Raw genomic sequence first — 14,193 nt, forward strand, 5'->3', positions numbered from 1 at the left:
TGGTATGAAATTTGACAGAGGCGGTCAAGCGATTTAATAATGCCCATTATGAAATCAGCCGGATCGATCTGATGGGACGCCATCGCGAGTTTGATGTTGAGAAAGCGCTCGACGCAGTGCTGTGCGTTTTCTGGCGCAAGGGCTATGAGGGCGCTTCCTACGCTGACTTGGTCGAGGCTACCGGCGTGGAAAGACCTGCGCTTTACTCGGCCTTCGGCAACAAGGAGGCGCTGTTTCGTCAGGCCCTGGAGCGCTATTCTGAACGGTATGCGGATTATTTTCCGCAAGCGCTTCAGCTTCCAACGGCGCGGGAGGTTGCGGCAGGCATCCTCTACGGCGCGGCCGACCTCAACACACGTTACCCCAATCATACGGGATGCCTGGGCATCAACGGCGTCCTGGCGGGGTCGGATGATGCGGAACCGGTGCGGCAAGCCCTCATCGATTTTCGCGCGTCCGGCGAAGCGCAGCTTCGCCAGCGCTTCGAACGGGCAAAGGCGGAGGGCGATTTGCCCGAGGCGGCTCGGCCTGACGCCCTCGCGGCATTCGTCATGGCGGTTACCCACGGCATGGCGGTGCAGGCCAAAGCCGGCTTCAGCCGCGAAATGCTCGAGGCCGTCGCCGAGCAGGCGCTGTCCAACTGGCCCGAGCATTCAGAGCGCGCTTGAAAACTTGCCACATTGCAAGCCATGGCCATGGGTGACATGATGCCCCCTTGCCGGGAGTCGGGCCTGCCCTCCTGGCAGGTCAATGACGACGCCGAATGCAAGGGAATGCAGCTTCGTGAACATCTATGGGAAAATATTGTCGGCCGCACTCGTGGCGACCGCGCTCAACAGCACTGCCGTGGAACAGGTCTTCGCCAAGACCCTCGTCTATTGCTCCGAGGCATCGCCTGAAAACTTCGATGCCGCGCAGACGACTTCAGGCGCGGTCTATGACGCATCGGCGCGCAACATATCGAACGGCCTCATCAAGATAAAACGCGGCTCAACGGAGCTGGAGCCGGGCCTTGCCGAGAGCTGGGAGGTTTCGCCCGGCGGCAAGGAATATACGTTCCACTTGCGCAAGGGCGTCAAGTTCCACACGACGAGCTTTTTCACCCCGACTCGTGAATTCAACGCCGATGACGTGATTTTCTCCTTCGAGCGCCAGAAGGACAAGAACAACCCGTTTTACAACGAAGGCACCTGGCCGCAATTCGGCGCCTATTCCTTCCCTTCGCTGATCGACCGCATCGAGAAGGTGGACGACCACACGGTCAAGTTCGTCCTGACCCATCCCGAAGCGACCTTCATTTCCACGCTGTCGCTGACCTTCGCCGTCATCCAGTCGAAGGAATATGCCGATAAGCTCGTTGCCGAGGGCCGCATTTCGGATTTGAGCCAGCAGCCCATCGGAACCGGGCCATATCAGTTCGTCGCCTATCAGAAGGATAGCGTCATCCGCTATCAGGCAAACCCGGACTATTGGGGCGGCAAGCAGAAGATCGACAACCTCATCTTCGCCATCACGCCGGATGCGGCGGTGCGTCACCAGAAGCTGCAATCGGGCGAGTGCCATGTGATTGCGGCGCCGAACCCGGCCGATATCGCCGAAATGAAGAAGGACCCGGCGATCACGATGCTCCAGAAGGAGGGGCTCAACCTCTCCTTCCTCGCCTACAACACGCTGCAGAAGCCCTTCGACGACGTGCGCGTCCGCAAGGCGCTGAACATGGCGGTCAACAAATCCGCCATCATCGATGCTGTCTATCTCGGTGCGGCGATTCCCTCGGTCAATCCGCTGCCGCCCAGCGTCTGGGGTTACAACAAGGCCGTCAAGGACGATCCTTATGACCCGGAACAAGCGCGCAAGCTGCTGGACGAAGCCGGCGTCAAGGATCTGACGATGAAGATCTGGGCCATGCCTGTCCAGCGGCCCTATATGCCGAACGCCCGCCGGGCGGCGGAACTGATACAGGCCGACCTGGCGAAAGTCGGCGTGAAGGTCGAGATCGTCAGTTACGACTGGGGCGAATATCTCAAGCGCTCGCTGGAAAAGGACCGTGACGGTGCGGTCATGCTCGGCTGGACGGGCGGCATCGCCGATCCCGACAATTTCCTCGCCGCGCTTCTGGGCTGCCAGGCCATCGGCAGCGCCAACCGCGCGAATTGGTGCAATCCGGATTTCGAGAAGCTGATCCAGGCGGCGAAGCTGACGCCCGACAGGGATGAGCGCACCAAGCTTTACGAGCAAGCGCAGGTCATCTTCAAGGAGCAGGCGCCCTGGCTGACCATCGCCCACCAGATCGTGGAGCAGCCGGTCAGCAAAAAGGTCAAGGATTTCCGCATCGATCCCTTCGGCGGCTATCTCTTCGAAGGCGTCGATATCGAAGAGTAATCCCGCGCTTAAAGCCAGACCACGGAATAGCGGGCGGCCTCGCCCGCTATTCTTCATTTTGAGTAAGGCCAAGAACAAGACCCATGGACATCGTAGAACGCTTCCTCGCATATATCAGCATCAACACCACTGCCGTACCCAATGCCGGACAGCTGCCGTCGAGCCCCGGGCAGACGGTGCTTGCCAAACTGCTCGCCGATGAAATGCGGGCCATGGGGATGAGCGTCGAGGAGCGCGATCATTCGATCGTGGTGGGCACCTTGCCCGCCAATGTGAAAAATCCCGACCATAAATTCCCGACCATCGCCTGGGTCGCCCATCTGGATACTTCAAGCGAATATACGACCGATACCCATGCGCATGTGGTCGAATATAAGGGCGGCGACATCCTGCTCAATGCCGCGACCGGCGCGACCATGCGCGTTTCCGAATTCCCCGAACTCGAGCGCTACATCGGCGACCGGATCATCGTCACCGATGGTACCAGCCTGCTTGGGGCGGACAACAAATCCGCCATTGCCGAGATCATGCACGCCATGCAGGTGCTGACCACCCATCCGGAAATCGAGCATGGCGAGGTGAAGGTCGTCTTCGTTCCCGATGAGGAAATCGGGCTGCTCGGCGCCAAGGCGCTGGACGTTGCCTCCCTCAATGCCGATTTCGCCTATACGCTCGATTGCTGCGCCATTGGCGAGATCGTCTATGAAAACTGGAATGCCGGTGAATTCCGCCTGAGCTTCAAGGGCCAGCCGGCGCATCCCATGTCTGCCAAGGGAAAGCTGCGCAACGCGATCCTCTATGCGCAGGCGTTCATCGGGATGATGCCCGGCGGCGAGCGCCCGGAATATACCGAGGGCACCGAAGGCTATTATTGGGCGAAGGGCATTCAGGGCACGGTTGCCGAAACGACGCTGGTCATCGATATCAGAGATTTCACCCGCGACGGCTTCGAGGCGCGCCGGGCCTTCATCGAAAATCTGGCGGCGAGCTTCAACCAGCTTTACGGCGCCGGTACCGTCCATGTGGATTTCAAGCCCGTCTACCGCAACGTCGCCGAAAGCCTTGAGGGCGAGAACCGCTATCCGGTCGATCTGGCGCTACGGGCGATGCGCGCCATCGGCGTCGAGCCGGTCCCCGTGCCGATGCGCGGCGGATATGATGGCGCGGTGCTCTCGGAAAAGGGCCTGCCTTGCCCCAATCTTTTCTGCGGCGCGCATAATTTCCATTCGATCTACGAGTTCCTTCCGGTCGGCTCCCTCGTCAAGGCATCGCAGATGGTGATCGAGATATTGAAGAGCGCGGGCGAGAAAAAATAGTCAGGCCCGGCGCGATGGAGTAGCTATTCCATCGCGCCGGCTGCGTGTGCTTGTCAGTGCGCCATCATCTCGCGCGCAATTTCCTTTGCGCTCAAAGCGGACGGATAATAGGTCGGCCAGTTCGTCACTTCCTTAAGAAGGGCGGCGCGGTCATTGCCCCAGTAGAGGTGATAGTGGTCGGCGGCTTCCGGCGCGATCTTGTGGTCGCTGAACTGGATGTATTGCGGCGCCGCCTCGTCGCCATCCACCTTCTTGAAAATAAAGCGAACGCCGCGATTGCCCTTCTTGTACGTCAGGATTTCGTAGCCGTCGCTGGCATAGCGGGCCTGAAGCGGCTTCCCGTTTTCATAGAAGGTCACGGTGTCGCCCTTGATCTCGATCCGCTCGACATTCGTCCGGTAGCCGATCTCGTAATAGGCCTTGTATTCCTCGGCGGACTGGTCGCCCTGCTTCGCCTTGTGTTCCATCACCGGATCGAGCGTTCCGTCCTGGAGATAGGGATAGACCGATTGCCAGTCACCGGCCCAGTCCGAAAGGGGGCGTTCCGTGACCTGGCTGTCCTCGAAATAGCCTTTGTAGACCGGGTCGTCATGGTCGTGAGAATGCCCGTGAGCCGCGCCTGAGCCGCCGACGGCGACGATGGAGAAGGGCTGGCCTTCGACCGGGATCGTGCGGATTTCCTTCACCGTTTCCGGGTCGATCACGCGGATGACGGAATGGCGCGGATCGGTGATGACTATCTCGCCATCGGCAACAGCCAGGCGCGGACGCGGATCGCGCCAATGACCGTCCTTGCTGTAGGGCTCCGTGACCTTGCCCTTGCGGACGATTTCACCCTTGATCACGTCAAGCACATGCAGATTGCCGTCTTCGGTGAGGATATAGGCATTGCGCAGTTCTGCCGGATCGAGCACGAAATCGATGCGCCGGGTCGGCAGCTCGACCAGCCGGTAGGGCTTCTCATTGTCCGGGTCGATGAGGACGAGTTTGTCCTCCCCGTAATTGCCGAGGAAAAATTGCATCGCCTTGCCGCCAAGGAGCGTACTTGTATAGCCCTTCGGGAAATCGGCGGGGTAGGGGAGCATTTGCAGCTTCGGGCCATCAATGCCTCCTGGGCGCGCGACCAGAACGCCCTCCTTGCAGCCGAAGGCGACGAGCCGCGCGGACATGGCTTCGCCGTGAAGGTCCGTGCAAGTGGCGATATCGCCGACCTGCTTGCCATCCTCGCCGACAACGCGCAGCCCGACGCGGGGCGGCAGCTTATCGGGCGGGGTCTCGGCTTTCGTGTCCGGGACCGATACGAGGACATGGCGGCCCATGGTCACGGCGACACCGTGGTGAGGCTCTGTCGTATCGACGCTGCGCACCTGCGCCTTGCCTTCCAGAAGGGCCGCTTCGTCGATAATGTCCGCCTTGCCGCCATGGTCGTAGAAAAGCACCGCATGATCGTCATGCGGCACCACATGGCCGGGGCGCGCGCCTTCAAAGGTCACGGGAAGAAGTGCAGCATCCGAGACGTTGAGATCGCGATGATCGCCATGATCTGAAAATTCGATGCCGGTCTTAATGACATGCGTGATGCCATGGTCCGGCTGCGTCGCAAAAATGGTCTGGCCGGAGGCGCTGGCGGTCAGCGCCGCATGGCCCTTGAGCTGATAACGGCCAAGCTCCTTTCCCGTTTCGAAATCGATGGCGCGCACGACCGGCTGGGTATGGTCGGCGACGAATAGCCGCCAAGCCTTCTCCGTATCGCGATCATCGGCCAGCGCACCCGGCGTGGCCAGGGCGAGTGCCGCGGCCACGATGGCCGTCATGCGGTTTCGGGCGGGGGATATATTCATGGTGTCCCTTTCTTTCGTAGCGGGGTGGCAGGCCCGGTTGTGATGGCAGATGTGGTGGACGGTGCCTCACGAGCCTCATTAATGTTATTACATATCATATCGTAATAACATTACACAGATGCCATCTGTCAATCCCCGCAGCCCGGGCAAAATAAATAGACGAGCGCGCCCTCCGCCGCGCTCGTCCTTGTCGGCAGTTACCGGGTAATCTCCACTTTGGCCGTCCAGTCGCGCCCCTCCGGGACGGCGAGGACCGCTTAAATCTGCGCTATGCCGCCGTCGACAAATAGCTCGGTTCCCGCAATGTAGCTGGCATCGTCGCTCAGCAGAAACACTGCCGCCGCCGCGACTTCCTCGGGACGCGCCATGCGGCGGAGCGGAATCTGGGCGATGATCGCATTGCGGAATTCCTCTGACGTAGCCGCCATCATCGCCGTGTCGGTGGGACCGGGGCTGACGACGTTGACGCGAATGCCGCGCGGGCTCAACTCCGCCGTCCACGTCCGCGCGTAGGAACGCAGCGCCGCCTTGGTGGAGGAATAGACGCCGCGCTCCGGCACACCTGCCACCCCCGCGATGGATCCGACAAGCACCACCGACGCGCCTTCGCTCAAATCGCCAAGCGCCGCCTGCATGGCAAAGACCGGGCCACGGACATTGACCGCAAAATGCCGGTCGAAATGCTCCTGCGTCATCTCGCCGAGAGCCGCCGGCTCCGAAATGCCGGCATTAAGCACCAGCGCATCGATGCGGCCATGCGCGTCCCGGATGCTTGCGACCGCCCGTGCCACGTCATCAGGCACGCTCGCATCCGCGACAATGCCCCGCGCCCCTTGCCCCACCTTCGCCGCAGCCTCCTCCACTTCATCCGCGCGCCGCCCGGTGAGAAACACCGTCGCGCCCTCGGCGGCCAGCCGCTCAGCGATTGCGAGGCCGATACCCTTCGCTCCGCCGATCACCAACGCCACCTTGTCATCCATTCGAGCCATCGTCGTCTCCTTTGATTTAACGATGGCAGGATAGGTATACATCGTGTATCTGATATCAAGAACGCACTTTGGATAGCCTAGATATGACCGACGATACCGATCTCGAAACACTCTCACAGCGCGCATGTGCCGACATGGCGCGGGTGCGCCTCGTGCTGGACAAGATCGCGGACAAATGGACGATCCTGATCCTTACCGTGATCTGCCCGAAACCGGCGCGCTTCAACGAAATCAAGAGGCGCCTCGGCGGCGTTACGCACAAGGCGCTGGCAGACGCGCTGAAACGGATGGAGAAGAACGGGCTGGTGACGCGGACGGTGCTGCCGACTGCGCCCATCGGCGTGGAATACGCCATTACACCGTTGGGCCACTCACTGCGCCAGCCATTCGAGGCCCTTTGCGCCTGGGCGCTCACCCATGGCGATGCCATGGCAGCAGCATCGTTGCCGCCAGCGGAAGCCGAAACCAGCGGGAAGGAGCGGTAGCCGGGGCTATCGCATCATCGCTGCGACATTGCCGCCATCGACTGTGATGACCGCGCCGGTCGATGCCCGTGCCTTCACGAGATGGAGGACGGCTTCTGCCACGTCATCAGCGGTCACCTCGCGCTTCAGAAGATTGCCGCGCATGTATATGTCGGGCGTTACTCCCCGCGCGCGCGCCCGTTCCTCGACCATTTCATCCGTCATCAGCCCGGTTCGTATCCGGTCGGGGTGAACTGCGTTCACAGTGATGCCGTCACCGGCATGTTCCAGAGAATATTGGCGCATCAAGGCCAGAAGGGCGGCCTTGGACGTGCCGTAAGGACCGAAATCGGAACCCGGATTGACCGCCTGCTTGCTCACATTGAACACGATTGAGCCGCCCGTTCCCTGTTTTTGCATCACCTTCACCACAGCCCGTGCGATATAGTGATGGCTCCAAAAATTGAGATCGAACGCGGCCTTGAACAGCGCATCATCGACTTTGATCAAGGCTCCCTGAAAGGCCGCACCGGCATTGGAAATGAGGATGTCGATGCCGCCAAAATGCCTGACAATTTCGGCGACGGCATTCTCGGCCGCGGCAGGGTCGGTCAGATCGCAGGCGACGGCGAAGCCGCCGAGGCGCTTTGCTTCTGCTGCGACCCGCTCAGCATCGATGTCGATCAGGGCGAGCTCGGCGCCTTGGCTTTTCAGATTCTCTGCAATCGCAAGCCCAAGGCCACCGGCTGCGCCCGTCACCACAGCGATTTGCCGGGTGAGCGGCTTTTCCGTCTGCTTGGTCAGTTTCACCTGTTCCAGAGACCAATATTCGAGGTCGAAAAGATCTTCCTCCGGCAGGGCTTCGAACCGGTCGATACCCTCCGCCCCGCGGATGACCTCGATTGTGGCTTCCGCGACATCAGCGCAGATGCGAGCCGATTTTTGCGTCGCTCCCGCCGCGAAAAGTCCCACGCCTTCCACGTAAAAGACCCGGGGCATCGGATCGAGCATTTTCTTCCTGCCGCCGGCACGCGCATTGTTGCGCTCGAAATAGGCTTTGTATTCAGCGGCATAAGCCGCCACCGCCTCTTTCACACCCTCGGCCCATGTGTCGAGGCTGCCAATTTCGGGCCTCGGCAGGGCAATCCCATAGCGCTTGATATGGATGACATGCTCCGGCGTCGCGTTGCCGCGGCGCACGAGATCAGCAACATTGGGCGCGCCGCAGAAGTCGAGGATCTCGTCATTCACGCGATGCTCCAGGATGAAGCGGCGCGGGCGTCCTTCCTGCGATCCCGCCATGGCAATTGCACCGCGCAATACCGGCGCGATATCGCTGGCCGATGCGGAGGATGGGGGGATGGGGTTAGCGCTGGCGTTGCCGAAAGGATGCAAATTGCCCCTCATGATCCGCTGCTCCGCCCGGTCGATTGCGGCGATCATGTTTTCATAGGCTTCGCGCGGGTCTTCCGACCAGGTGAAGATACCGTGCTTCAGCAGGATCATGCCGGGAGCATCCGGACGGGCCGAAAAAGCCTTCAGGCAGGCTTTGGAAAGATCGAAACCCGGCATGACATAGGGAACGACGATCATTTCCGGGAAGGTTTCCCTGATAATCTCCTCGCCACGCGGCTGATTGGTGAGCGCTACGATGGCGTTGGCGTGGGTATGGTCCACATGCTTGAACGGCAGGATGGCATGAAGAATGGCCTCGACGGAAGGGTTGGGCGCAGCCGGATCGAGCAGCAATCGCCGCTGCAGCATGACCATGTCGTCATCCGACAGCGTCTCGTAATCGACCATTCCCCTCAAGGGCTCGAGGCGCAGCGCCGGCAAGCCGGCAGGCTCGATCGTGCCCATATCCCAGCCGCTGCCCTTGACGCAGAGCACGGAAACCTCGCTCCCATCATGGTCGGTCAGGACTGTCTTGACGGAGGTATTGCCGCCGCCATGCAGGACGAGCTTCGGCTCGGAGCCAAGAAGCCGTGTCGTATAGGTCCGGATAGCGACATCGCGGTTAACGCCCGCTTTTTCATATGCGCCGACGACCGCGTCGAAATCCGCCTGTGACCATTTTGATTTCATTTGTTGTTCCCCTAGCTGGCCGCCGCATATCCAAATGCGCGCACAAGACATGTTCCGGAAAAACTGGAATTTTCCGATTTAATGAAGCCTTATGAAGATCGCACTCCCTCTGTGCACAATTGACATATATATTTGACAATAGTCAACTGATAACGAGCCGAATTGATCGAATGGCATTTCTGTGCAACTCAGGAACGTGAGAGATAGTGGGAATCAATTATGAAATTGGGTGATTCATCGCCGCATGCCATCCCTGCGGAGTTCGACGACGCGGTGGTCTGGGCGGCGTGGCTTTATTACGAAAATCAGTTGACCCAGAACGAAGTCGCCCAGGAAATCGGGGTTTCGCGCGCAACCATCGTCAATTATCTTCAGGAGGCCCGGCAGAGGGGCGTGGTCAGGATTCTCATGAATCCTGACATCGTCGCGCGCACCGGCATCGCCCGCAAGCTCGCCGCGAAATTCGGCCTCACCGAAGCGCTTGTCATTCCGACCGAAAAATCCGTTACGCCGGAAGCGCGTCTGAAAGCGTTGGGCACCGGCGGCGCGCGGCTGATCGAGCGAATGGTGAAACCCGGTCAAACGATATGCGTGTCCTGGGGCCGCACCGTGCTGGCGGTCGCCGACGCAATCGCGCTGCCGCAGCCGCTGGAGGGGCTGACGGTGGTGCAGGTGACTGGCTCGTCTATCGGGAAGCGGGAATTCTCCGCCGAGCTGTGCACATCCATCATGGCCCGCAACATGGGGGCGACGAGCATCAACATGCTGGCGCCGGCGGTGCTGAGCACCGCCGCCCTTCGCGATGCGCTGATGGGCGAGCCGGTGCTCCAGCGGCAATTCGAGCTGATCGCAGAGGCCAGCATGATCGTGTTCGGTGTCGGCAGCCTTGCTGCCGAAAGTACGATGCGCATTGCCGACGTGGCGAGCAATGAGGAAATCGACGCCTATGCCGCGGAGGGCGCTGCGGCGGTCCTGATCTGCCGGTTCCTCGATCGCGAGGGCAACCAGATCGCCCGCGAGCTCGACCGCCGCGTCATTGGCATCGAGCTGGACGCGCTGCGCCGCGTTCCAAGCCGGCTTTGCGTCGCGGGCGGCGCGCACAAAGCCGAAGCAATTCGCGCGGTTCTCGCCGGCGGTTATGCCACGCATCTGGTCACCGACATGGACGCCGCTGAGGCGTTGCTTGCGAGTTAGGGCAATTTTATTTTTAAACGGAAGCGTTGGCGAGACAGTACCCCCCTCTGCCCTGCCGGGCATCTCCCTCTCAAGGGGGGGGGGGGATTACGCTTTCATCGATGCCCGGCACCAATCGCAAACGTCGCAGAATGAAGGCGGAAGATATTGTCAGCCAATCTCCCCCCTTGAGGGGGAGATGCCCGGGAGGGCAGAGGGGGGTTGCCTCGCAATTCCGCTAACTCAAATCGCGCTAGCAGCCCATTCCATCACCGTTTGACCGGCGCGCTGTTCATGAATGCGAGCGTCTCTTCGAACGAGCGGATACCCGCGTCGGATCCGAGTCCCGTCGCCACCAGCGCGGCTGAGGCCTGAGCGAAGTTCAGAGCATTCTTCAGATCCATCTTACGATGCAAGGCCGTAATGAACCCCGCATCGAAGGCATCGCCGCAGCCTGTCGTATCCACGACTTCGATCTGAAACGCGGGCTGGCGCATGATCTCACCGGACGCATCCATGAAACAGACACCGTCACCGCCGAGCGTGAACACGCAATGCTTTACGCCGCGCTTCAGAAAGAACGTTCCGGCTTCTTCCACGCTGGCCGCACCGGAGATCTGTTTCGCCTCCTCAATCGAAGGCATGAAATAGTCGATATGCGGGAAAAGCGGAGCGATGAGATCGAGCGTGCCCTCATTCGCGCCGAGCAGGTCGAAGGTTGTCGTCCTGCCGCGGGCTTTCGCTTCGGCGAGCAGTTTGCGGCTTGGCTCGCCGTCAAGCTTGGCCAGAAGTCCCGTGCCGCCGAGATGGATGATCGGTGGTGCCAAGACGGCGTCGAGCGCGCTGTCGGCGATCTCGAAATGATCGGACGCACCGCGCGCGTGCAGTGCCGGGCGGTCGCCATTGCGGCGGATATTCAGGATGGTGGAGGATGTGGGGACGCCCTTCAGCCGCTGCATCTGCGCCACATCGACGCCGAAGCGCTGAAGCGTCGCGATGACGAAATCCGCCTTCTCATCGTCGCCGACTGCGCCGACCGCAAGACAGTTGAGGCCGAGCTTCGCCAGATCCACGACGGTGCCGCCAGCCGTGCCCGCGACGGTCAGGCGGATTTCATCGATGAACTCGACATTGCCGCCCGGTGGAATGGCATCGACGGGCCTGCCGAGCACGTCAAGAATGTAAAGCCCGACAACCGACACGTCATGTGACATGAAAAACCTCCCAAAAAGATATGAAACCGCGCCTTCGAGCCTCCCGGAAAAGGCGCGCTGATTGTGCTCAGGCGCGATTGCGCAGGGCGAAAATCGTGCCGGCCAGCAGAATGAAGATGCCGACGATGGCAAGTTGCAGCGTGCTCGGAATGCCCACAAAGATGAGAACATTGCTGACGAGCGTTATCAGCAGCACACCGAGCAAGGTGCCGATGACCGAACCCGAACCGCCGGTGATGCGGGCGCCGCCGAGTACGACGGCGGCGATGATTTCCAGTTCCATCCCGGCGAGGTCGAAGGGATTGGCGAGGCGGTTGCTGGAGACATGCACCACGCCGGCAATCCCTGCCAACAGCCCGGCATAGGCGAAGACGAACAGCCTTACGCGAAAGAGGTTGATGCCAAGGCGCTCGGCAATGGCCGGATTGCCCCCTACGGCGAAAATCGCGCGGCCCATCAAGGTACGCTCTAAAATGAACCAGGTCACGAGGGCGGCTGCCGCGAGCACCAGAACCGTGGCGGGCAGAAACGATACGACGCCGTTCGACGCATGATGGGTGAAAAGCGAAGCCTTGCCGAAAGCGTCCATCGCCGCCGGAATATTCATGAACAGCGCCGTGCCCACGAAGGTCAACAGGAAGCTGCGGATGACATATTGCGTGCCGATGGTGACAATTAGCGACGGCGCCTGCAGTTTCTGCACCAGAAGGCCGTTCACGGCGCCGAAGGCAGCCCCGCCGAGGGCCGCAAGGATCAGGATAAGCGCCATCGGCATGTCCGGGAACCAGTTCGTGACGAGCATGGTGAGCGCGTACATCACGAAGGCTGCGATGGCGGTGAACGATACGTCGATGCCGCCCGAAGCCAGAACGACGAGGACGCCCATCGCGAACAGTCCGCGCACCACGGATGCCCGCAGAATGTCGAAAATATTGCTCATCTGCAGGAAATCGGGATTGGCGGCGATCACGGCGAGGCATGTCGCCACAGTCAGAAGCAGGGTGAACAGTTCCGGCCGGCGTCCCATCAGATCCCATAGGCGCTGCCCGGTGCCGCGGGGCGCCTTGCCGGGGATGGTTGCGGATGCGATCTCGCTCATTGAACGATCTCCTTCGACGCGCTGGCCATGGACTGATAGATGGTCTCTTCCGCCAGCCCCTCCGCCGGGTGAGCCGCAACGATGCGGCCATGGCGCATGACGAGAATCCGGTCGCAGTTCTGCAGGAGTTCGGGCAGGTCGTCGCTGATGATGATGACGCCCATTCCCTCATCGGCGAGACGCTGGATGATGCGGAAGATCGTATCCTTCGATCCCACATCGACGCCGACGGTCGGTCCATGAAGGATCAGCAATTTGGGGTTGATAGTCAGCCACCGCCCGATGAGGACACGCTGCTGGTTGCCGCCCGACAGGGATTGAACCGGAACCGAAACATCCGGCGCGACGATCTGCAAATCGGCGAGGCTCTGCTCCGCCACGCGCCTGGCGCGCCGGAAACTGATGACGCCCAGCGCGTTGCGCAGGCGGCCAAGGACCGGCAGGGTGATGTTGTCCTGGATCGGCTTTTCGAGGAAAAGGCCTTCGGTCAGACGATCCTCGGGTACATAGCCGATGCCGTATTGAATCGCCTCGGCCGTTGACCGGGGCGCTATTTCCTGCCCGTTGAGCCAAATCCTGCCTGCTGTCGCCGGTCTGACGCCCGCCAGCGCCAAGGCAAGTTCGTTGCGGCCGGAATCCATGAGACCGGTGATGCCGAGGATTTCGCCCTTCTTCAAGCTGAACGAGACGTTTTTGAACGCCACATTATCACCTAGATTTTCGGCCGAAATCATGATTTCGCCATGGTTCGGGTCGCTTCGATAGCGCGTTTCGCTGATTTCCCGGCCGGTCATGAGCCTACTGAATTCCGCCTTGCTATGCCCGGCGACCTCGAGCTCCGCTACCTTCAACCCATCGCGCATAATGATGGCGCGCCCGCCCAGCGACTTGCACTCATCGAGCTTATGGGTGACGAACAGGACGGCGACTCCCTTGCTTCGCAAGCCTTCGACGACACGGAGCAGATTGTCCACCTCCTGCCGCGTCAGTGATGTGGTCGGCTCATCCATGATCACGAGGCGAGCCTCGGAAGCGACCGCACGGGCGATGGCGATCAACTGGCGTGTCGCCAGGGCAAGCGTATCGGTCCTGCGGGAAAGGAATGCGCTGTCGGTAGGAAGATGCACCTCGGCCAGCGCGCGCCGGGCCGTTTCATAGAGCAGCGAGAGGTTCAGCCGCCGCGCCAGCCGACCGGACGCCGCGACAAGCTGTTCGGTAAAGGCGACGTTTTCGGCGACCGAGAGGTTGGGAAGCAGCGACAGGTCCTGATACACGGTCTCGATGCCTGCACGCAGCGCCCCGATGGCGCCGAGATCTCCGGCACGTTCGCCGGTCGCCTTGCCATCGATCAGGATCTGCCCTTCATCCGCAAGCTGCGCGCCCGAGAGTATCTTGATCAAGGTGCTTTTGCCGCAGCCGTTTTCACCCATCAGATGATAGATCTGCCCGCTTTCGATCGTCAGGCTGACATCCTTCAACGCCCTGACCCCGCCAAAGGATTTCCTGACGTTCCTGACCTCCAGAAAGGGGAGCGAAGCGTGTGACATGGCATCGGTGACGTGCATGGCGAATCCTTGGAAAACGCTCGAATATCCTTCCGGGGCCGTCGGGGGAGAGCGGCCCCGGAAGT

Annotated in this window: 11 protein-coding genes; 5 read left to right on the forward strand and 6 right to left on the reverse strand. The window is 60.9% G+C overall.

The window, feature by feature from the left end:
• Positions 1-71: 71 nt before the first annotated feature.
• From ACOWVG_RS15655 to pepT, 3 genes are all read left to right on the forward strand, one after another.
• The gene (locus ACOWVG_RS15655) at positions 72-668 is read left to right on the forward strand and encodes a TetR/AcrR family transcriptional regulator (RefSeq protein ID WP_420963239.1); all 597 of its coding nucleotides are present in this window, start codon (positions 72-74) and stop codon (positions 666-668) included.
• Positions 669-783: 115 nt separating this feature from the next.
• The gene (locus tag ACOWVG_RS15660; protein WP_420963241.1) at positions 784-2,382 is read left to right on the forward strand and encodes an ABC transporter substrate-binding protein; all 1,599 of its coding nucleotides are present in this window, start codon (positions 784-786) and stop codon (positions 2,380-2,382) included.
• Positions 2,383-2,465: 83 nt separating this feature from the next.
• Positions 2,466-3,698, forward strand: a complete 1,233-nt coding sequence (gene pepT / locus ACOWVG_RS15665; protein ID WP_420963242.1) for a peptidase T — start codon at positions 2,466-2,468, stop codon at positions 3,696-3,698.
• 53 nt (positions 3,699-3,751) lie between these two features.
• Here the strand turns inward: pepT and aztD are convergent, their stop codons facing one another.
• Entirely contained in the window at positions 3,752-5,539 is a 1,788-nt protein-coding gene (aztD, locus tag ACOWVG_RS15670) for a zinc metallochaperone AztD (protein ID WP_420963243.1), read from the reverse strand.
• A 257-nt stretch (positions 5,540-5,796) separates the two neighbouring features.
• Positions 5,797-6,528 (reverse strand): SDR family NAD(P)-dependent oxidoreductase, encoded by a 732-nt coding sequence (locus ACOWVG_RS15675; RefSeq protein WP_420963244.1) that lies wholly within the window; start codon positions 6,526-6,528, stop codon positions 5,797-5,799.
• A gap of 83 nt (positions 6,529-6,611) precedes the next feature.
• On the opposite strand from ACOWVG_RS15675, the gene ACOWVG_RS15680 reads away from it, so the two are divergent.
• Positions 6,612-7,013 carry a winged helix-turn-helix transcriptional regulator gene (locus ACOWVG_RS15680; protein WP_420963245.1) on the forward strand — a complete coding sequence of 134 codons (402 nt, stop codon included), beginning with the start codon at positions 6,612-6,614 and terminating at the stop codon, positions 7,011-7,013.
• 6 nt (positions 7,014-7,019) lie between these two features.
• Here the strand turns inward: ACOWVG_RS15680 and ACOWVG_RS15685 are convergent, their stop codons facing one another.
• On the reverse strand, positions 7,020-9,077 hold the full coding sequence (locus tag ACOWVG_RS15685) for a bifunctional aldolase/short-chain dehydrogenase (protein WP_420963246.1): 2,058 nt from the start codon (positions 9,075-9,077) through the stop codon (positions 7,020-7,022).
• Positions 9,078-9,296: 219 nt separating this feature from the next.
• Between ACOWVG_RS15685 and ACOWVG_RS15690 the strand changes: the two genes are divergently transcribed.
• Positions 9,297-10,271: a sugar-binding transcriptional regulator gene (locus ACOWVG_RS15690; protein WP_420963247.1), complete on the forward strand. Its 975-nt coding sequence runs from the start codon at positions 9,297-9,299 to the stop codon at positions 10,269-10,271.
• Positions 10,272-10,519: 248 nt separating this feature from the next.
• Here ACOWVG_RS15690 and ACOWVG_RS15695 read toward each other — a convergent pair whose 3' ends face one another.
• The 3 genes from ACOWVG_RS15695 to ACOWVG_RS15705 form a co-directional block, all read right to left on the reverse strand.
• Complete coding sequence (locus tag ACOWVG_RS15695) at positions 10,520-11,464, reverse strand: carbohydrate kinase family protein (RefSeq protein WP_420963249.1); 945 nt, start codon at positions 11,462-11,464, stop codon at positions 10,520-10,522.
• A 67-nt stretch (positions 11,465-11,531) separates the two neighbouring features.
• Entirely contained in the window at positions 11,532-12,563 is a 1,032-nt protein-coding gene (locus ACOWVG_RS15700) for an ABC transporter permease (protein WP_420963250.1), read from the reverse strand.
• Positions 12,560-14,128, reverse strand: coding sequence for a sugar ABC transporter ATP-binding protein (locus ACOWVG_RS15705; RefSeq protein ID WP_420963251.1), 1,569 nt, complete (start codon positions 14,126-14,128; stop codon positions 12,560-12,562). The genes ACOWVG_RS15700 and ACOWVG_RS15705 overlap by 4 nt, the downstream gene beginning before the upstream one ends.
• Between the last annotated feature and the right edge of the window lie 65 nt (positions 14,129-14,193).

The sequence above is a fragment of the Brucella sp. IR073 genome, from assembly GCF_049065735.1.
In the GTDB taxonomy this organism is placed as follows: Bacteria; Pseudomonadota; Alphaproteobacteria; order Rhizobiales; family Rhizobiaceae; genus Paramesorhizobium.

Excerpts from the sequence above, each read along its gene's own strand:
- ACOWVG_RS15695 (WP_420963249.1), bottom strand. The coding sequence starts at position 11,464 with ATGTCACATGACGTGTCGGTTGTCGGGCTTTACATTCTTGACGTGCTC.
- aztD (WP_420963243.1), bottom strand. The coding sequence starts at position 5,539 with ATGAATATATCCCCCGCCCGAAACCGCATGACGGCCATCGTGGCCGCG.
- pepT (WP_420963242.1), top strand. The coding sequence starts at position 2,466 with ATGGACATCGTAGAACGCTTCCTCGCATATATCAGCATCAACACCACT.
- ACOWVG_RS15685 (WP_420963246.1), bottom strand. The coding sequence starts at position 9,077 with ATGAAATCAAAATGGTCACAGGCGGATTTCGACGCGGTCGTCGGCGCA.
- ACOWVG_RS15675 (WP_420963244.1), bottom strand. The coding sequence starts at position 6,528 with ATGGCTCGAATGGATGACAAGGTGGCGTTGGTGATCGGCGGAGCGAAG.
- ACOWVG_RS15680 (WP_420963245.1), top strand. The coding sequence starts at position 6,612 with ATGACCGACGATACCGATCTCGAAACACTCTCACAGCGCGCATGTGCC.
- ACOWVG_RS15690 (WP_420963247.1), top strand. The coding sequence starts at position 9,297 with ATGAAATTGGGTGATTCATCGCCGCATGCCATCCCTGCGGAGTTCGAC.
- ACOWVG_RS15700 (WP_420963250.1), bottom strand. The coding sequence starts at position 12,563 with ATGAGCGAGATCGCATCCGCAACCATCCCCGGCAAGGCGCCCCGCGGC.
- ACOWVG_RS15705 (WP_420963251.1), bottom strand. The coding sequence starts at position 14,128 with ATGCACGTCACCGATGCCATGTCACACGCTTCGCTCCCCTTTCTGGAG.
- ACOWVG_RS15655 (WP_420963239.1), top strand. The coding sequence starts at position 72 with ATGGGACGCCATCGCGAGTTTGATGTTGAGAAAGCGCTCGACGCAGTG.